Annotated in this window: 15 protein-coding genes and 2 pseudogenes; 8 read left to right on the top strand and 9 right to left on the bottom strand. The window is 64.9% G+C overall.

Features of this window, described 5'->3' with window-relative positions; translation table 11 throughout:
- Positions 1–76: 76 nt before the first annotated feature.
- A pseudogene (locus tag SKC41_RS01740) lies at positions 77–1,300 on the top strand (MFS transporter); the annotation flags it as partial.
- Positions 1,301–1,311: 11 nt separating this feature from the next.
- Here SKC41_RS01740 and SKC41_RS01735 read toward each other — a convergent pair.
- From SKC41_RS01735 to SKC41_RS01725, 3 genes are all read right to left on the bottom strand, one after another.
- On the bottom strand, positions 1,312–4,215 hold the full coding sequence (locus SKC41_RS01735; RefSeq protein WP_330976043.1) for an MMPL/RND family transporter: 2,904 nt from the start codon (positions 4,213–4,215) through the stop codon (positions 1,312–1,314).
- Positions 4,212–4,649 (bottom strand): MmpS family transport accessory protein, encoded by a 438-nt coding sequence (locus SKC41_RS01730; protein ID WP_330976042.1) that lies wholly within the window; start codon positions 4,647–4,649, stop codon positions 4,212–4,214. The genes SKC41_RS01735 and SKC41_RS01730 overlap by 4 nt, the downstream gene beginning before the upstream one ends.
- 109 nt (positions 4,650–4,758) lie before the next feature.
- A complete protein-coding gene (locus tag SKC41_RS01725; RefSeq protein ID WP_330976041.1) occupies positions 4,759–6,003 on the bottom strand; it encodes a D-alanyl-D-alanine carboxypeptidase family protein in 1,245 nt (414 codons plus the stop codon).
- Between the two features lie 168 nt (positions 6,004–6,171).
- On the opposite strand from SKC41_RS01725, the gene SKC41_RS01720 reads away from it, so the two are divergent.
- Entirely contained in the window at positions 6,172–6,465 is a 294-nt protein-coding gene (locus tag SKC41_RS01720) for a hypothetical protein (protein ID WP_330976040.1), read from the top strand.
- Positions 6,466–6,498: 33 nt separating this feature from the next.
- On the opposite strand, the gene SKC41_RS01715 is transcribed toward SKC41_RS01720, so the two are convergent.
- Entirely contained in the window at positions 6,499–7,896 is a 1,398-nt protein-coding gene (locus SKC41_RS01715) for an aspartate aminotransferase family protein (RefSeq protein ID WP_330976039.1), read from the bottom strand.
- On the opposite strand from SKC41_RS01715, the gene SKC41_RS01710 reads away from it, so the two are divergent.
- A complete protein-coding gene (locus tag SKC41_RS01710; RefSeq protein ID WP_330976038.1) occupies positions 7,895–8,836 on the top strand; it encodes a sigma-70 family RNA polymerase sigma factor in 942 nt (313 codons plus the stop codon). The genes SKC41_RS01715 and SKC41_RS01710 overlap by 2 nt on opposite strands.
- On the opposite strand, the pseudogene SKC41_RS01705 reads toward SKC41_RS01710, so the two are convergent.
- A pseudogene (locus SKC41_RS01705) lies at positions 8,787–9,398 on the bottom strand (carboxymuconolactone decarboxylase family protein); the annotation flags it as partial. The gene SKC41_RS01710 and the pseudogene SKC41_RS01705 sit on opposite strands and share 50 nt — an antisense overlap.
- A gap of 91 nt (positions 9,399–9,489) precedes the next feature.
- Here SKC41_RS01705 and SKC41_RS01700 point away from each other — a divergent pair.
- On the top strand, positions 9,490–9,936 hold the full coding sequence (locus tag SKC41_RS01700) for a hypothetical protein (protein WP_330976037.1): 447 nt from the start codon (positions 9,490–9,492) through the stop codon (positions 9,934–9,936).
- On the opposite strand, the gene SKC41_RS01695 is transcribed toward SKC41_RS01700, so the two are convergent.
- From SKC41_RS01695 to sdhC, 4 genes are read right to left on the bottom strand one after another with little or no spacing between them, the layout of a single operon-like run.
- Positions 9,908–10,723 carry a succinate dehydrogenase iron-sulfur subunit gene (locus SKC41_RS01695; RefSeq protein ID WP_330976036.1) on the bottom strand — a complete coding sequence of 272 codons (816 nt, stop codon included), beginning with the start codon at positions 10,721–10,723 and terminating at the stop codon, positions 9,908–9,910. The two genes, SKC41_RS01700 and SKC41_RS01695, sit on opposite strands and share 29 nt — an antisense overlap.
- On the bottom strand, positions 10,723–12,477 hold the full coding sequence (gene sdhA / locus SKC41_RS01690) for a succinate dehydrogenase flavoprotein subunit (RefSeq protein WP_330976035.1): 1,755 nt from the start codon (positions 12,475–12,477) through the stop codon (positions 10,723–10,725). Before sdhA ends, SKC41_RS01695 begins: the two co-directional genes overlap by 1 nt.
- A 3-nt stretch (positions 12,478–12,480) precedes the next feature.
- The gene (locus SKC41_RS01685) at positions 12,481–12,951 is read right to left on the bottom strand and encodes a succinate dehydrogenase hydrophobic membrane anchor subunit (protein WP_330976034.1); all 471 of its coding nucleotides are present in this window, start codon (positions 12,949–12,951) and stop codon (positions 12,481–12,483) included.
- Positions 12,948–13,286, bottom strand: coding sequence for a succinate dehydrogenase, cytochrome b556 subunit (gene sdhC / locus SKC41_RS01680; RefSeq protein ID WP_330976033.1), 339 nt, complete (start codon positions 13,284–13,286; stop codon positions 12,948–12,950). The genes SKC41_RS01685 and sdhC overlap by 4 nt, the downstream gene beginning before the upstream one ends.
- 264 nt (positions 13,287–13,550) lie before the next feature.
- Between sdhC and SKC41_RS01675 the strand changes: the two genes are divergently transcribed.
- The 4 genes from SKC41_RS01675 (at position 13,551) to SKC41_RS01660 (ending at position 16,933) form a co-directional block, all read left to right on the top strand.
- Positions 13,551–13,952, top strand: a complete 402-nt coding sequence (locus SKC41_RS01675) for a cytidine deaminase (protein ID WP_330976032.1) — start codon at positions 13,551–13,553, stop codon at positions 13,950–13,952.
- Positions 13,949–15,247 carry a thymidine phosphorylase gene (locus SKC41_RS01670; RefSeq protein WP_330976031.1) on the top strand — a complete coding sequence of 433 codons (1,299 nt, stop codon included), beginning with the start codon at positions 13,949–13,951 and terminating at the stop codon, positions 15,245–15,247. The genes SKC41_RS01675 and SKC41_RS01670 overlap by 4 nt, the downstream gene beginning before the upstream one ends.
- Positions 15,244–16,332: an adenosine deaminase gene (locus SKC41_RS01665; RefSeq protein WP_330976030.1), complete on the top strand. Its 1,089-nt coding sequence runs from the start codon at positions 15,244–15,246 to the stop codon at positions 16,330–16,332. The genes SKC41_RS01670 and SKC41_RS01665 overlap by 4 nt, the downstream gene beginning before the upstream one ends.
- A gap of 397 nt (positions 16,333–16,729) precedes the next feature.
- Positions 16,730–16,933, top strand: a complete 204-nt coding sequence (locus SKC41_RS01660) for a cold-shock protein (RefSeq protein WP_330978721.1) — start codon at positions 16,730–16,732, stop codon at positions 16,931–16,933.
- The last annotated feature ends 122 nt before the right edge of the window (positions 16,934–17,055 follow it).

Below are 17,055 nucleotides of genomic sequence, written 5' to 3'. Positions count from 1 at the left end.
TTGCGCCGTCAACTCGCCGAATCCATCCGATCAAACGATAGTTCTGCCAGTTCAGCGCCCGGTACTGTCACCAGCCATGGGCGTATCGTTGGCGCCTGCCTTCTCGGCACAAACGAACCCGTTCTGGCTACTGCTCTCCCAGGGCACGATTCACACCGCCGGGATGCAGCTCAGCAACGGTGCCGTGGTGTTGCCGTTCATTGCCGCGCACCACGGCCTCACCTGGGCGGCCGCGATGCTATTTCCGGCGTACAGCATCGGCTCGATCGCGGGACATTCGTTGTCGCCGGCGGCCCTGCAGCGAGCAGGCCAGATGCGGCACCTGCTGTTGGCGGTGTCGGCGGCGATCTCGGCCGCACTGATTGTCTGTGACGCCGTCGTCCCCTGGACCGGTGTTTTCGCCGCGGCGGTGTTTGTGCTGGTGTCCGCGGGTGGAGGAGTGGTCGTCGCGGTTTCCCGCGTCGCCTACCTCGACCTGATTTCCAGCAAGCTATCTGTGTTTCGGCGGGGCGAGCTGCTGCTGGTCAAGGGGGCCATCGGTTCGGTGCTGGCAGTCGCTCTCACGCTGTTCGTTGTGCCGATGCTGGGCCATGGCGACACGATGGCATATCACCGCGGTCTGCTGTGGCTGGGCGCAGCCGGACTGGCCGCCTCCGGCATCGCGGCGTTGTTCCTCGGCCCGGTACGGGCCATATCGGTGACCACCCAGATGTCATTTCGGGAGACCTACCGGCAGGGCTTCGCGGTGGCCCGTTCCGAGCCGTGGTTTCGCCGGTATGTGATCACGTCGCTGCTGTTCGCTCCGGTCGGCCTGGGCACCACTTTCTATGCGTTGCGCACTGCCCATCAGGGCGGCGGTCTGCACGTACTGGTGATCGTTACCAGCATCGGACTGGTTTTTGGTTCGCCGCTGTGGAGTAGGGTGCACCGCCGCTACGGAGTGCGCGGCATGCTGGTGGGCAGTGCCCTGGTCAGCGCGTTGGCCGCCGCGCTGTGCATCGTGGCCGAGTCGTGCGGCCTGTGGCTTCACATCTGGGCGTACGGCTCGGTGTTCCTGCTGGCGACGGTAGCCACTGCGGCTGTCGTCGCTGCCGGGATCTCGTGGATCAGCGTGCTCGCCGCCGAACAGCACCGCGGCACACTGATCGGCTTTTGCTCGACGTTGGTTGCTGTCGTGTCCACGGTGCTGGGAGGGGCGCTGGGCGGCATCGCCCAGAAGCACACCACGATCTGGCCGGTCGCCGTGGTGCTGATCCTGTCCGTCATCGCCGCCCTGGTGTCTTTGGGCGCACCGCGGCGACCGCACGCCGCCTAAGGTCGCGCTATCTCCGGTGACTTTTCGGCCGGCGGCAGCAACAGGGCACGTACCAATCGGCGGGGTCCGGACGATCTGAGCATGTGGCTGGCCGGGCGGGGGCGTACTTGTTGTGGCCACCAGAACCAGCGTCCGAGCAGCGCGGCGATTGACGGTGTCATGAACGAGCGCACGATCAGGGTGTCGAAGAGTAGGCCCAGGCCGATGGTGGTGCCGATTTGGCCGATGATCCGCAGATCGCTGAACACGAAGAGCGACATCGTGACGGCGAATACCATGCCGGCGGCGGTGACGACGCCGCCGGTGCCGGCCATCGCGCGGATGATTCCGGTATTGAGCCCGGCACCGATTTCCTCTTTGAGGCGTGAGATCAGCAACAGGTTGTAGTCCGACCCGACGGCCAACAGCAGGATCACCGACATCGCCAGCACCAGCCAGTACAAGTCCATGCCGAGAATGTCTTGCCAGAGCAGCACGGACAGGCCGAAGGAAGAGCCCAACGAAACCAACACGGTGCCGACGATGACGGCAGCGGCGATCACGCTGCGGGTCACGATCATCATGATGATCAGAATGAGACTGATCGCGGCGACTCCCGCAATGAGCAGATCGTAAAAGGAGCCCTCCTGGATGTCCCGGTACGTCGAGGCGGTGCCGCCCATCGAGATCGCCGCGCCCTGCATCGGGGTTCCCTTGATGGCCTCCTTGGCCGCTTGCTGGATCGGCTCGACGCGCGAGATGCCCTCGGGCGTTGCGGGATCCCCGTCCAGCGCAATGATGAAGCGGGCCGCCTTGCCGTCCGGCGACAAGAACATCTTCAGGCCCCGCTTGAAAGCCGGATTCTCAAAGGCCGACTGCGGCAGATAGAACGAATCGTCGACCTGGGCGGCGTCGAAGACCCGGCCCATTGCGCCCGGGTCTTTGCTATTCATCTCCTGCTCTTTGTAGAAAGACACCAGCGTGCCGTGCCAGACGACCAGCATGTCGCGCATGATCGTCATCGTCGAAATCATCGGCAGCATCTGCGCGCGCATTTCCGGTAAGAGCCGGATGAGGACGTCCATATCCTTGACGAGAGACTCCAATTTCTCACTCAGCTGATCGACGTTGTCGAACGTTTCGAATATCGACCTGATAGCCCAGCAGGCCGGGATATCGAAACAGTGCTTCTCCCAGTAGAAAAAGCTGCCAATCGGCCGCAGGAAGTCCGACAAGTCCGCAAGATGATCCCTGATGGTGTCGGTGGTGTTCGACATATCGTGCGTGAGGTGATCCATATCGACGGTGTTGTCCACGATTTCACCCATGAGTTGATACATGTGCTTCATCGTGTCGATGGATACCGTCATCGCCTGCGCTTGGACCACCATGTCGTCCAAGCGGTCCTTCGTGAATTCCATGTTCTCGGCCTGCGAGACGCCTTGCATGCTCATGATGAACGGAATCGACGTATGTTTGAGCGACGTTCCCAGGGGCCGGGTTATCGATTTCACCTGTGAGATTCCGGGGCTGTGAAAGATGTTTTTTGCGACCTTGTCCAAGATCAGCATGTCAACGGGAGTGCGCATATCGTGATCGGTCTCGATCAACAGCACATCGGGGTTCAGCCACGACTCGGAAAAATGCCGGCCCGCGGCCGCATCCCCGACGACGGACGGCATGCTGGCCGGCACGAATCTGCGCAGATCGTAAGTTGTGCGGTAATTCGGTAGGGCCAATAGCCCGACGAACGCCACCGCGCAGGTCGCCGCGAGCACCGGGCCGGGCCAGCGCACGATCGCGGTTCCCACCCGCCGCCACCGCCGGGTGGCCATCCTCCGCTTGGGTTCGAAAAATTTGAAGAAGCTGGCGACGGTCAGCACCGCCGGCCCGAGCGTGAGCGCGGCCAGGACCGCGACCAACATGCCCACCGCACACGGCGGCCCGAGCGACTTGAAGTACGGCAGCCGGGCAAAGCTGAGGCAATACATGGCGCCGGCGATGGTCAACCCGGAGCCCAGAATCACATGGGCGGTCCCGTGAAACATGGCGAAGTACGCGGCTTCTCGGTCCTTACCCGCGTAGCGGGCCTCGTGGTAGCGGCCGAGCAGGAAGATCGCGTAATCCGTGCTGGCGGCAATGGCCAATAGCGTGAGCAAGTTGACCGCGAAGGTCGAAAGGCCGAAAACGCCGTGATAGACCAGAAAACTGACGACTCCGCGAATTGCCCCGAGCTCAATCCCGACCATGGCCACGACGAGGATCATCGTGACGAAGGACCGGTAGATGAAGAGCAACATCGCGGCGATCACCACCCCGGTGATCAGGGTGACCCTGGCGATACTCTTGTCGCCGGCCTCGGACTGATCCGCGATCAGCGCCATCGAGCCGGTGACATAGGCCTTGAGCCCATGCGGCGCCGGCGTGGTGTCCACGATATGGCGGACGGCGTCGACCGAGTTGTATGCCGCAGTTTCACTCTTGCCGGCGAGGTAGACCACCACATACGCGGCCTTATCGTCGGCACTTTGCGATCCGCCCGCGGTCAGCGGGTCGCTCCAGAAGTCCTGGATATGCGCGACATGCCGGGTATCAGCCGAAAGGCGCCGCAACAGCTCGCTGTAGTAACGGTGATCGTCGTCGCCGAGTGGTTTGTCGCTTTCCAGCACTATCGTGGCCGCGTTATCGGTACCGGACTCTCCGAATACCTGTCCCACTCGCTTGAGCGCCTGAATCGAAGCGCCGCCCTTGGGGCTCATCGAAACGGAGTGCGCTTTGCCGACCGCTTCCAGCTGCGGGATGGCGAGGTTGAGCACGGCCGTGATCCCGAGCCAGACCAAGACGATGGGCACCGCAGATCGGCGGATTATCTTTGGCAACAATGGGGGACTGGAGGCGGGTGCGGCGGCAGTTTCGCTCATCCGGCATTCACCTGGCAGAAGGTCAAGGCTTTCGGCCCGGTTTCGGATCGCTCGTCCTTGGTCGTGCCGTTCACCTTGATCCGGCAGCCGATGACGCCGCCGTTGCTTTGCGCCAAAAGGTTCACGGTGACCGAAGTCAGTGTGGTTGATACCGTTTGCGACCACGGCAGCGGAATATTTTCCAGACGTTGTACGCGCGCGTCGGGGTCTAAATACGCGATCTTTGCGGTCGGGGCAGGACCGAAGACTTCATAAGTGACTTGTTTCGGGTCGAACACCGGATCGTCGAGATCGGCCTTGACCCTGACCACGGGATGTCCGTGAACGCCGAACATGCTGTGCAGGCGATAGATTGCCAGCCCCGCGACGCTCGCGATCGCGATAACGGCCAGCAGCAACCACATTCGTTTCACGACTCGGGTAACCGAAACCATCTTTACCCCCGTGGTTTGTCACCGGGTCGCAAAACAATTTGATGTTTCGTTGCGTTGGCGACTTACGCTACCGTCAATGCGCTAAAGCATCGAGGGTTTCGGCCAATCGTTATATGGCGCGGCGGTTCATCGAGCGGGCGACCATGATCAACGAGAACACGACGATCGCTCCGATGATCCCCACGCCCACCCGCACCGGCAACGCGTCGGCCGACGGCAGCAGCCCCGCCGCCTGGGACCCGGCCCCGGGCCGGTCAGCGGCGGGGTCTTGCTTGGGCGCCAGCGACGGGTCGGGTGCGATCAGCGCGCCGACCTGGGTGCCTTGCGCGGTGGCGAAGCCGTAGTCGAGCAGATGCGCCGCCTGCTCCCAGGGCGCGATCGGCTGGCGGGTGCCGTGCATCAATATCGCCACCAGCCGTCGGCCGTCGTGGTTTGCCGCGCCGACGAACGTCTGGCCGGCGTCGTCGGTGTAGCCGGTCTTGCCGCCGAGCGCGCCGGGATATTTGTAGAGCAGCTGGTTGTCGTTTTCCAGCTCGTAGCCCGGGTGGTCGCCGTGACCGGGGAAGTCGAAGGTCTTCGTCGCGACGATGTCGGCGAAAGTCGGGTTCTGCCAGGCGTATCGGTAGAACAGGCCGATGTCGTAGGCCGAGGTGCTCATGCCGGGTCCGTCCAGTCCCGACGGTGTCGCCACCCGGGTGTCCTGGCCGCCGAGCTTGGCGGCCAGCACGTTGATCTTCTCCACCGCCTGCTGCATCCCGCCCAGCTGCATGGCCAGTGCGTGTGCCGCGTCGTTGCCGGAGTGCATCAACAACCCGTGCAGCAGCTGATTGACGGTGTAGACGCCGCCGTCGTCCACGCCGACCTTGGTGCCTTCGGCGGAGGCGTCGTCGGCGGTGCCGGTCACCGACTTGTTGAGCGGCAGTGCGTTCAGCGAGGCCATCGCGACCAGCACCTTGATGATGCTGGCCGGGCGGTGGCGGCCGTGCGGATCCTTGGCCGCGATCACCGCGCCGCTGTCCAGATCCGCGACCAGCCAGGCCTCGGCGGAGACGTCGGTTGGCAGCGCCGGGGTGTCGGGCGCGGTGACGATGCCGCAGCTGGACAGTGCCTCGCCGCCGACCGGCTTGGCGGGTACCGCCAGCGGGATCGGCGGATCGCCGGCCTGCGGCGCCTCAGACGAGTCCACCGCCGGTGGTGTGTTCACCTTGTACGGGCAGCTGGGTGCCCCGGCGTTGGCCCCGGGGCTCGGCTCCGCCAGCGCGGCGGGCATGCCCAAAGCCGCCGGGGTGGCGGTCATGAAAACCGCCGCAGCCAGGCAGGATGCAGACCGTAGGCGAGCTCTTGAGCGGGGCATTGGTGTGCAGACTAGGCGATTGGGCGCCCGATCCGCGGGAGCCGCGCTGTGACTGCTGGGGCGTATGTGACAAGTTCATCCGGGGGGCGCAGGCCACGGCCACCCACTACGCTGGCAGGGGTCAACAGCCATCACCGTCGAAAAGGGTGTGCCATTCCACGCGAGCGATTGTGGTCGAAATTGCGGCGCCGCGAGGGCACCAACGGATCCGGCAGCTCGCCGCGATCGCTGGATCAGCTGCTCAAGCAGGTGGAGAAGTCGACCCAGGTGCGGCGGACCGGACTCGACCAGGTGTTGGCCGAGTTGGAGATGCATCGCGACACCAGCGACGATCCCGAGGCGCGGTCGGCGCTCGCCTGGCTGTGCAACTCGCTGTCGCGGTTCGTGAGCAACCCGAGCGCGGCGCACGCCCGCCAGCTGGTGATGGCGACCGGCACCGCTAGAGCCGCGCTGAATCGTTGAGGTCGCGGCCTCTGCGCTCCGGCTTCGCCGGGTCTAGAACCGCTTCCACGCCTCGCTGAGCACGCCGCGCAGGATCGATTCGATCGTGTCGAATTCGGCCTGACCGCTGATCAGCGGCGGCGCCAACTGGACGACGGAATCGCCGCGATCGTCGGTGCGGCAATACAATCCGGCCTCGAACAGCGCCGAGGACACGTGGCCCAGCAGCGTCCGGCGTTCGGTGTCGGTGAAGGTCTGTTTGGTCGCCTTGTCCTTGACCAGTTCGACGCCGTAGAAGAAGCCCTCGCCGCGCACGTCGCCGACGATCGGCAGGTCGTACAGCTTCTCCAGGGTGGCGCGGAAGGCCGGCGCGTTGGCCTTGACATGGTCGTTGAGGCCCTCACGCTCGAAGATGTCGAGGTTGGCCAGCCCGACGGCGGCCGAAACCGGGTGGCCGCCAAAGGTATACCCGTGCGGGAACATCGTCTCGCCGTCGTTGAACGGCTCGAACAACCGCTCGCTGGCGATCATCGCGCCGATCGGCGAGTAGCCCGAAGTCATGCCCTTGGCGCAGGTGATCATGTCGGGCACGTAACCCATGTCGTCACAGGCGAACATCGAGCCGATCCGGCCGAACGCGCAGATCACCTCGTCGGAGACGAGCAGCACGTCGTAGGCGTCGCAGATCTCGCGGACCCGCTCGAAATAGCCTGGGGGAGCGGGGATGCTGCCGCCGGCGTTCTGCACCGGTTCCAGGAAGACCGCGGCCACGGTCTCGGGCCCCTCGAACTCGATCGCCTCGGCGACTCGGTCGGCAGCCCACTGCCCGAAGGCTTTTGCGTCGGTGTGAAAGGGTTCCGGCGCGCGGTAGAAGTTCGTGTTGGGCACCCGGAAGCCGCCCGGCGTGACGGGTTCGAACGGTGCCTTGAAGCGCGGTAGCCCGGTGATCGCGAGTGCACCCTGGGTGGTGCCGTGGTAGGCGATCGCACGCGAAATCACCTTGTGCTTACCGGGTTTGCCGGTGAGCTTGAAGTATTGCTTGGCCAGTTTCCATGCCGTCTCGACGGCCTCGGTGCCGCCGGTGGTGAAGAAGACCCGGTTCAGGTCGCCCGGGGCGTAGTGCGCCAGGCGTTCGGCCAGCTCGATCGCGGTCGGGGTGGCGTATCCCCACAGCGGGAAGAACGCCAGCGTGCTCGCCTGCCGGGCCGCGACCTCGGCCAGCTCGGTGCGGCCGTGGCCCACCTGCACGGTGAACAGTCCGGACAGCCCGTCCAGGTAGCTCTTGCCGCGGTCGTCGAAGATCATGACGCCCTCGCCGCGCGTGATGATCGGCGGCGTGATTCCCGCGCCGTGCCGGGCGAAGTGCAGCCAGAGGTTGTCAGTCATCGTGTCCGTGAGCGTAACGCCACGGGCAACGATCACTTGAGCAATGGCCTTATAGGCTCGGGGCATGACCGCAACGCAGGTCACCGATTTCGAAGCTCTGCGCTCACACCTGATGGCCGTTGCCTACCGGGTGACGGGCACCGTGGCCGACGCGGAAGACATCGTCCAGGAAGCCTGGCTTCGCCTCGACAAACAGGACGCCAAGAAAGGGTCAGAGATCGCCGACCTGCGCGCCTGGCTGACCACCGTGGTGAGTCGGCTCGGACTGGATCGGTTGCGGTCGGCCGCCCACCGGCGCGAGACCTATACCGGCAACTGGCTGCCCGAGCCGGTGGTGACCGGCTTTGACGGCACCGATCCGCTGTCTGCCGTGGTGGCGCGTGAGGACGCCCGCTTCGCGGCAATGGTGGTGCTCGAGCGGCTGTCCCCGGATCAGCGGGTCGCCTTTGTGTTGCACGACGGGTTCTCGATGCCGTTCTCCGAAGTGGCCGAGGTGCTGGGAACCAACGAGCCCGCCGCGCGGCAGCTGGCGTCGCGGGCCCGCAAGGCCGTCAGCGCACAGCCGCCCTCGATATCCGGGCAGCCCGATCCGTCGCACAACGAGGTGGTCGGCAAGCTGATGGCCGCGATGGCCTCCGGCGACCTGGCAGCAGTGGTGGCGCTGCTGCATCCGGACGTGACATTGACCGGCGATGCGAATGGCAAGGCGCCCACCGCAATCAACGTCATCCACGGGGCGGACAAGGTGGCCCGATTCTTCTTCGGTCTGGCCAACCGCTACGGCCCGGCGATGTTTACGACGTATCAGCTCGGGCTGGTCAATGGCGAACTGGGCGGCTACACCGCGGGTGTGCCCGCCAGCGATGGGTATCGCGAGATGATGCCCCGGATCATGGCGATGACGGTTCGCGACGGAAAGGTTTGTGCCCTGTGGGATGTCGCCAACCCCGACAAGTTCAGCGGATCCCCGCTTCGTCGTCGGTCGCCCACGGAATACGGCAACTAGCACCCGAATTGAAGCCCTGCTCGGTGATGCCCAGCGCCGAGTTCATCCGGGCCCGCATGTTCTCGACGCCGATCTGATAGGTCAGCTCGATCACCCCGGCGTCGCCGAACCGCGCCCGCAGGTCGGCCACCTGCTCGTCGGTGACGGTGTGCGGATCGGTGGTCATCGCGTCGGCGTACGCGATCGCGGCGCGCTCGTCGTCGGTGAACGCCGCCGAGGTGGCGTAGTCGTCGATCTCCTTGAGCCGCTTGATGTCCAGGCCGTCCAGGCGCTGCAACATGGACCCGAAGTCGACGCACCACGAGCAGCCGATCGCGCGCGCGGTCCAGTACACGGCGAGCTCGCGCACACTGACCGGTAGGGTGCGGGACGCCCGGTCGACCAGGGTCTCGTGCACGGCGCCGGCGACCATCAGCCGGCGATGATGCGCGGCCACCGCGAACGGTTCGGGAACCTGGCCGTAGCGGCGCTTGGCGATCCGGTACATGGCACGGGTCATCAGGCCGGCGCGCTTGGGTGGTAGGGGCTCGATGCGTGTTTTCTGCGTCATACCCCTCAGACGACACAGCTTCAGCAAGTGTGACCGACGCAGACGATCTTGATCCCAAGAATTTGCCAAGAATCCGATAAGGATCGCCGGCAAGTGTGTGGTGATGACTTACTGCTATTTCGACGAGCCGCCCCGCCTGGAAGACATCGAGCCCGCCACCCACAGCGAGGTGCTGGTCGCCGAACCGCGGCTGGACCAGGCGCGCGTCCGCGCCGCGGTCGACGCGGTTTTCGCTGCTCACCCCGACCTTGGCACCGTGTTCGAGTCGAAGTTGAAGATCTGGATGACCCGCCCGGGCGGCGGCTGGGCGTGGGGCGTCGAACCGCCCGGCGGCAGCGTCACCGACGTCATCGCCCGGCATTTGGCCAGCTTCGACATGCACACCGGCCGGTTGTTCGCGGTCTCGCTGCTGCCGGGCGAACCCGACCGCCTGGTGCTGACCGCCAGCCAGCTCTGCATCGACGAAGCGGCCTGGCGGGCGGTGGTCGACGACCTGGTCGCCGAGTGCAACTCCGCCGGACTCAGCGTGAGAACATCAGCGCGCGCTTGACCTCTTGGATCGCCTTCGTGACCTGAATTCCACGCGGGCAGGACTCCGTGCAGTTGAACGTGGTCCGGCAGCGCCACACACCGTCGACCTCGTTGAGGATGTCGAGGCGCTCAGCGGCGGCCTCGTCGCGGCTGTCGAAGATGAACCGATGCGCGTTGACGATCGCGGCCGGGCCGAAGTAGGTGCCCTCGCTCCAGAACACCGGGCAGCTGGTGGTGCAGCACGCGCACAGGATGCACTTGGTGGTGTCGTCGTAGCGGGCGCGGTCGGTCGGGCTTTGAATACGCTCGCGGGTCGGCGGGTTGCCGCTGGTGATCAGGTACGGCTTCACCGCCCGGTAGGCGTCGAAGAACGGCTCCATGTCGACGACCAGGTCCTTCTCCACCGGCAGCCCGCGGATCGGCTCGACCGTGATCGTCAGGGACTTGCCCGGCTGCCCCTTCTTTTTTTGAGGGAGCAGGTCGCGCATCAGCACCTTGCAGGCCAGCCGGTTCACGCCGTTGATCCGCATCGCGTCGGATCCGCAGACGCCGTGGGCGCAGGAGCGCCGGAAGGTCAGCGTGCCGTCCAGGTAGCCCTTGATGTAGATCAGCAGGTTGAGCAGCCGGTCGCTGGGCAGACACGGCACCCGAAAGCTTTGCCAGCCACCGGTTTTCGCGAACGCGTCGGGGTCGTCGGGGTTGAACCGGGCGATCTTGAGCGTCACCATCACCGCGCCGTCCGGGACTGCGGGCAGGGGTGGTTCCCCGGGCCGGGCCTCTGGCGCGTCGGGCGCTTCGACAGACATCAGTACTTCCGCTCCTTGGGTTCGTAGCGCGTCTGCACGACGGGTTTGAAGTCGAGCGCGATGTCGCTCAACAGCTCGCTGCCCTGCTTGTAGGCCATCGTGTGCCGCATGTAGTTGACGTCGTCCCGGTTCGGGTAATCCTCGCGGGCGTGCCCGCCGCGGGACTCCTTGCGGTTCAGGGCGCCGACGACGGTGACTTCGGCCAATTCCAGCAGGAAGCCCAGCTCGATGGCTTCCAGTAAGTCGCTGTTGAACCGTTTTCCCTTGTCGTGCACGCTGATTCGCGAGTAGCGCTCCTTGAGCGCATGGATGTCGGTGAGCGCCTGCTTGAGTGTTTCCTCGGTGCGGAACACCGCGGCGTTGTTGTCCATCGTCTGTTGCAGGGCGCCGCGGATGTCGGCGACGCGCTCGTTGCCTTGCTCGCTCAAGATGTCGGCCACCCAGCTGACCACCATCGCCTCCGGACTCGGCGGCATGTCGACGAAGTCGTGGCCCCGGGCGTAACTGGCCGCGGCGATGCCGGCGCGGCGGCCGAACACGTTGATGTCCAGCAGCGAGTTGGTGCCCAGCCGGTTGGCGCCGTGCACGGAGACGCATGCACACTCGCCGGCCGCGTACAGGCCCGGGACGGTGGATGTGTTGTCCCGCAACACTTGTCCGGTGACCGTGGTGGGGATGCCGCCCATCACGTAGTGGCAGGTGGGGTAGACCGGCACCAACTCCTTGACCGGGTCCACGCCCAGATAGGTGCGGGCGAACTCGGTGATGTCGGGCAGCTTGGATTCCAGCACATCCTCGCCCAGGTGGCGGACGTCGATGTAGACGTAGTCCTTGAGCGGGCCGGCGCCGCGGCCCTCCAGGACCTCCAGGACCATCGAGCGGGCCACGATGTCACGGGGTGCCAGGTCGACGATCGTCGGGGCGTAGCGCTCCATGAAACGCTCACCCTCGCCGTTGAGTAACCGGCCACCCTCACCGCGCACGGCCTCGGAGATCAGGATGCCCAGTCCGGCCAGGCCTGTCGGGTGGAACTGGTGAAACTCCATGTCCTCCAACGGAAATCCCTTGCGGAACACAATGCCGATGCCGTCGCCGGTCAGCGTGTGTGCGTTGGAGGTGGTCTTGTACATGCGGCCCGAGCCGCCGGTCGCGAGCACGACGGCCTTGGCGTGGAAGACGTGGATACGTCCAGTGGCCAATTCGTAGGCGACGACGCCGGTGGCCACCGGGCCGCTGGGCGTCTGGGTGATCACCAGGTCCAGCGCGTAGAACTCGTTGAAGAACTGCACGTCGTGCTTCACGCAGTTTTGGTAGAGCGTCTGCAGGATCATGTGGCCGGTGCGGTCCGCGGCGTAGCAGGCCCGGCGCACCGGTGCCTTGCCGTGATCGCGCGTGTGACCGCCGAAGCGGCGCTGGTCGATCCGGCCCTCGGGGGTGCGGTTGAACGGCATCCCCATCTTCTCCAGGTCGAGCACCGCGTCGATGGCTTCCTTGCACATGATCTCGACGGCGTCCTGGTCGGCGAGATAGTCACCGCCCTTGACGGTGTCGAAGGTGTGCCACTCCCAGTTGTCGTCCTCGACGTTGGCCAGCGCGGCGCACATGCCGCCCTGGGCGGCGCCGGTGTGGCTGCGGGTCGGGTAGAGCTTGGTCAGCACGGCGGTCCGCACCCGGGGTCCGGCCTCGACGGCCGCCCGCATCCCGGCACCGCCCGCGCCGACGATCACCACGTCGTATCGGTGTTGCTGGATCACGGGTTAGCCTCCGACATCGGGGTTGAACGTCATCAACACGTAGGTGCCCAGCACCAACGTGAATCCCATCGACAACAGCAGCAGGCTGTTCAGCCAAAACCGGGTGCTGTTCTTGCGGCTGTAGTCGTCGATGATGGTGCGCAGGCCGTTACCGCCGTGCAACTGCGCCAGCCACAGCAGCGACAGGTCCCAGAATTGCCAGAACGGCGACGCCCAGCGCTGGGCCACGTAGTTGAAGTCGATGCGGTACACGCCGTCGTCCCACATCAGCATGATGAACAGGTGCCCGATCGCCAGGAACACCAGCGCGACGCCGGAGAACCGCATGAACAGCCAGGCGAATTTCTCGAAGTTGGGGATGCCGGACCGCCGCCGCGGTGAGCGCGGGTTGTCCAGGCTGGGTGGACGATCGTGGCTGCGCTGCAGAACCGGCGCTACTTCGCCGCGGCCGAGCTGAAGGTCGGGGCTGCTCATCGCAAGTGCTCCATCATGTGGATGCCGATGGCCACCGCCGCGGGCACCATGACCAACAGGTAGACGACGGCGACGATCCACAGCATCGTCTTCTGGTGGCGGGGGCCTTCCGCCCAGAAGTCGATCAAGATGATGCGGATCCCGTTGAGCGCGTGGAATCCCACCGCGGCGACCAAACCGAACTCCATCAGGCCGACGATCGGCGTCTTATAGGTCGTGATCACTTCGTTGTACGTCTGCGGGCTCACCCGCACCAGAGCGGTGTCCAGGACGTGCACGAACAGGAAGAAGAAGATCGTCGCGCCGCTGATGCGATGCAGCACCCACGACCACATCCCCGGATCTCCCCGATACAGGGTCCGTGGTGGCCGCCGCTTGCGTGATGGCTCCGGTGGCGGTGTCGGTAATGCCGAATCTGTGGTCGTCGCTTGCGTGCTCAAACCAGTTCCCTTATTCATCCGCGAAACTAAAGCCGGGCAATCGAGCTTAGCCCGGCAACGATGGGTCCGGAACCAGCCAACATCGTTCGCCAACGGCGCTTTCGTGCCAGGGTTAGGGTGGCTTTCTCGACTCGGCCGATCGGTGATTGGGGTTGCGGTATGCCTGATATTGATTGGGATGTGCTGCGGGACAAAGCAATACAGGCAGCAGCGGGGGCTTATGCCCCATATTCGCAGTTCCCGGTGGGTGCGGCCGCGTTGGTCGACGACGGTCGCGTGGTCGCCGGCTGCAATGTGGAGAATGTCTCATATGGCCTTGGTCTCTGTGCCGAATGCGGCGTGGTGTCCGCCCTGCATGCGACAGGTGGCGGCCGGTTGGTTGCCCTGGTGTGCGTCGACTCACAGGGAGTGCTGTTGATGCCGTGCGGGCGATGCCGCCAAGTCCTGCTGGAGCACGGCGGACGCGACCTGCTGATCGCGCATCCGGTCGGCCCCCGCCGCCTCGAAGAGCTACTGCCCGATCCGTTCGATGCCGATGATCTCACCCGGGAACGCCCTTGACTGACTTCGCATTCGACGCCCCGACGGTCATCAGGACCAAACGTGACGGGGCTCGGTTGTCCGATGCCGCAATCGATTGGGTCGTGGCGGCCTATACCGATGGTCGCGTGGCCGAGGAGCAGATGGCGGCGCTGTTGATGGCGATCTTCTGGCGTGGCATGGACCACGGCGAGATCGTCAGGTGGACAGCGGCGATGCTGGCTTCGGGCGACCGGCTGGATTTCAGCGATCTGCGGTCCGGTGGTAAACCGCTGGCCACCGTGGACAAGCATTCGACCGGCGGGGTCGGCGACAAGACCACGCTGGTGTTGGTGCCCGTCGTCGCCGCTTGTGGTGGTGCGGTGCCCAAGGTCTCCGGCCGTGGTCTCGGCCATACCGGCGGTACTCTGGACAAGCTGGAATCCATCACGGGGTTCAGCGCGACGATATCCAAACATCAAGTGCACCAACAACTCTGCGATATCGGGGCGGCGATCTTCGGCGCCGGTGAGCTGGCCCCCGCCGACAAGAAGATCTACGCGCTGCGCGACATCACCGCCACGGTCGACTCCTTGCCGTTGATCGCCAGCTCGATCATGAGCAAGAAACTGGCCGAGGGCATCGGCGCGCTGGTGCTCGACGTCAAGGTCGGTGGCGGCGCCTTCCTGTCGTCGGAGGAGCAATGCCGCGAACTGGCCGAAACCATGGTCGGGCTCGGTGTGGCACACGGTGTGCCCACGCGTGCGGTGCTGACCGATATGGACAGCCCGCTGGGCGCGACGGTCGGCAATGCGCTCGAGGTCGCCGAGGCGCTCGAGGTGCTGGGCGGCGGCGGACCGCCCGACGTCGTGGAGCTGACGATCCGGCTGGCCGTCGAGATGCTCGAGCTGGCCGGGATCGACGGCCGTGATCCCGCCCAGACCCTGCACGACGGCACCGCGATGGACCGCTTCCGCCGGTTGGTCGCGGCCCAGGGCGGTGACTTGTCGCTACCGTTGCCAATCGGTTCACATTCAGAGACCGTGATCGCGCCGCGGAGCGGCACAATGGGGAACATCGACGCTATGGCAGTGGGGCTGGCAGCTTGGCGACTCGGCGCGGGACGATCCCGTCCGGGTGGGCAGGTGCAGCCCGGCGCCGGCGTCCGGATCCATCGGCGCCCGGGGCAGCCGGTTGCCGCCGGTGAGCCGTTGTTCACGCTGTACACCGACACCCCCGAACGCCTCGGCGCCGCGATGGCCGAGCTGGACCGCGGCTGGAGCGTGGGCGACAAGGCACCGCCGCCGCGACCGCTGATCATTGGGATGGCCTCGTGAGCGCCCCACTGGAATTGCGGCAGATCCAGAAAGCGCCGAAGGCACTGCTGCACGATCACCTCGACGGGGGATTGCGCCCGTCGACCGTGCTGGACATCGCCGGCCAGATCGGCTACGACGAGCTGCCCGCCACCGACGCCGACGAGCTGGCGACCTGGTTTCGCACTCGGTCGCACAGCGGTTCACTGGAGCGTTATCTGGAGCCGTTCTCGCACACCGTGGCCGTGATGCAGACGCCGGACGCGCTGTTCCGGGTCGGCTACGAGTGCGTGGAAGACCTGGCTGCCGACTCCGTGGTGTACGCCGAGATCCGTTTCGCGCCAGAGCTCCACATCAACCGCGGGCTTTCCTTCGACGAGATCGTCGATGCCGTGCTGGAGGGCTTCGCCGCCGGCGAGAAGGCCGCCGCCGCGGCGGGCCGCCCGATCGTCACGCGTCTTCTGGTCACCGCGATGCGGCACGCCGCGATGTCGCGAGAGATTGCCGAGCTGGCAATTCGCTTCCGGGACAAGGGCGTTGTCGGTTTCGACATCGCCGGTGCCGAGGCCGGCTATCCGCCGACGCGACACCTGGACGCGTTCGAATACATGCGAGACCATAACGCGCGCTTCACTATTCATGCCGGTGAAGCGTTCGGTCTGCCGTCCATTCACGAGGCGATCGCGTTCTGCGGGGCCGACCGGCTCGGCCATGGCGTGCGCATCGTCGACGACATCGAAGTCGTCGAGGGCCGCGGTGTCGAGTTGGGCAGGCTGGCATCGATCCTGCGCGACAAGCGAATTCCTCTCGAATTGTGCCCGAGCTCGAACGTGCAGACCGGCGCGGTCAAGAGCATCGCCGACCACCCGTTCGATCTGCTGGCCCGGGCGCGGTTCCGAGTGACCGTCAACACCGACAACAGGCTGATGAGCGACACCACGATGAGTCTCGAAATGCACCGGCTGGTAGAGGCTTTCGGCTACGGATGGAGCGACCTCGAGCGGTTCACCATCAATGCGATGAAGTCGGCGTTCATTCCGTTCGACCAGCGGCTGGCGCTGATCGACGACGTGATCAAGCCGCGGTATGCGGTGCTGATCGGCTAGCACTGCGGCGGTTCGTTACACGACTATTCCAAGTTGTGTCGTCGCCGATTTCGAAGGATTTGGCTTCGTAGCGATTTCAGTGTCTACGACGTACCCCGCTACGCAGGAGTTTCTCGGCGCATGCTTCGCCGACTTGAAGATCGAGAAATCCAACAATCTCGGGGCCCATCTCGGCGGCCGCGCGCATCCTTAGCATCCAGCGTCATCGCACACGCCGTGGTTGAGCTGGAGAACGAACTTCCAGGGCTAGAAGGACGTCTGGACACAAAATAGTCAAAGAACATCCAGCGCCCCCAAGGTCACTGGAACCTGCCATCCCTGTGTATTTTACAAGTATGTTACCCTGAGAACAGGGATGTATCTCAATTACATCCATGTGAAGGAGAAAGAAATTAGTATGACACAGGGGACCGTGAAATGGTTCAACGGCGAAAAGGGCTTCGGCTTTATCGCCCCTGACGGTGGCGCAAAGGACGTGTTCGTCCACTATTCTGAGATCCAATCAGGCGGTTTTCGCTCGCTCGAGGAGAATCAGCGAGTCCAGTTCGAGATCGCCCAAGGGGATAAAGGCCCCCAAGCGGTGGGAGTGACCGCCATCTAGCCGTTCGACACGAAAACCCCTGGGGCGATCGGGCATTGACTTGCTTCGTCGTGGACGCCTTTGTTGGTCGACCTCGGGGGGTTTTCGCACTCGAAATCGTGCTTTATCAGCCCCGGCCGGCC

It is taken from the genome of Mycobacterium sp. 050128, assembly GCF_036409155.1.
Taxonomy (GTDB): domain Bacteria; phylum Actinomycetota; class Actinomycetes; order Mycobacteriales; family Mycobacteriaceae; genus Mycobacterium.
The sequence above is the reverse complement of the archived record's forward strand: the minus strand, read 5'-3'. Positions and strand labels throughout refer to the sequence as shown.

Excerpts from the sequence above, each read along its gene's own strand:
- SKC41_RS01735 (WP_330976043.1), bottom strand. The coding sequence starts at position 4,215 with ATGAGCGAAACTGCCGCCGCACCCGCCTCCAGTCCCCCATTGTTGCCA.
- SKC41_RS01730 (WP_330976042.1), bottom strand. The coding sequence starts at position 4,649 with ATGGTTTCGGTTACCCGAGTCGTGAAACGAATGTGGTTGCTGCTGGCC.
- SKC41_RS01725 (WP_330976041.1), bottom strand. The coding sequence starts at position 6,003 with ATGCCCCGCTCAAGAGCTCGCCTACGGTCTGCATCCTGCCTGGCTGCG.
- SKC41_RS01710 (WP_330976038.1), top strand. The coding sequence starts at position 7,895 with ATGACCGCAACGCAGGTCACCGATTTCGAAGCTCTGCGCTCACACCTG.
- SKC41_RS01715 (WP_330976039.1), bottom strand. The coding sequence starts at position 7,896 with ATGCCCCGAGCCTATAAGGCCATTGCTCAAGTGATCGTTGCCCGTGGC.
- SKC41_RS01700 (WP_330976037.1), top strand. The coding sequence starts at position 9,490 with ATGACTTACTGCTATTTCGACGAGCCGCCCCGCCTGGAAGACATCGAG.
- SKC41_RS01695 (WP_330976036.1), bottom strand. The coding sequence starts at position 10,723 with ATGTCTGTCGAAGCGCCCGACGCGCCAGAGGCCCGGCCCGGGGAACCA.
- SKC41_RS01685 (WP_330976034.1), bottom strand. The coding sequence starts at position 12,951 with ATGAGCAGCCCCGACCTTCAGCTCGGCCGCGGCGAAGTAGCGCCGGTT.
- sdhC (WP_330976033.1), bottom strand. The coding sequence starts at position 13,286 with ATGTGGTCGTGGGTGCTGCATCGCATCAGCGGCGCGACGATCTTCTTC.
- SKC41_RS01675 (WP_330976032.1), top strand. The coding sequence starts at position 13,551 with ATGCCTGATATTGATTGGGATGTGCTGCGGGACAAAGCAATACAGGCA.
- SKC41_RS01660 (WP_330978721.1), top strand. The coding sequence starts at position 16,730 with ATGACACAGGGGACCGTGAAATGGTTCAACGGCGAAAAGGGCTTCGGC.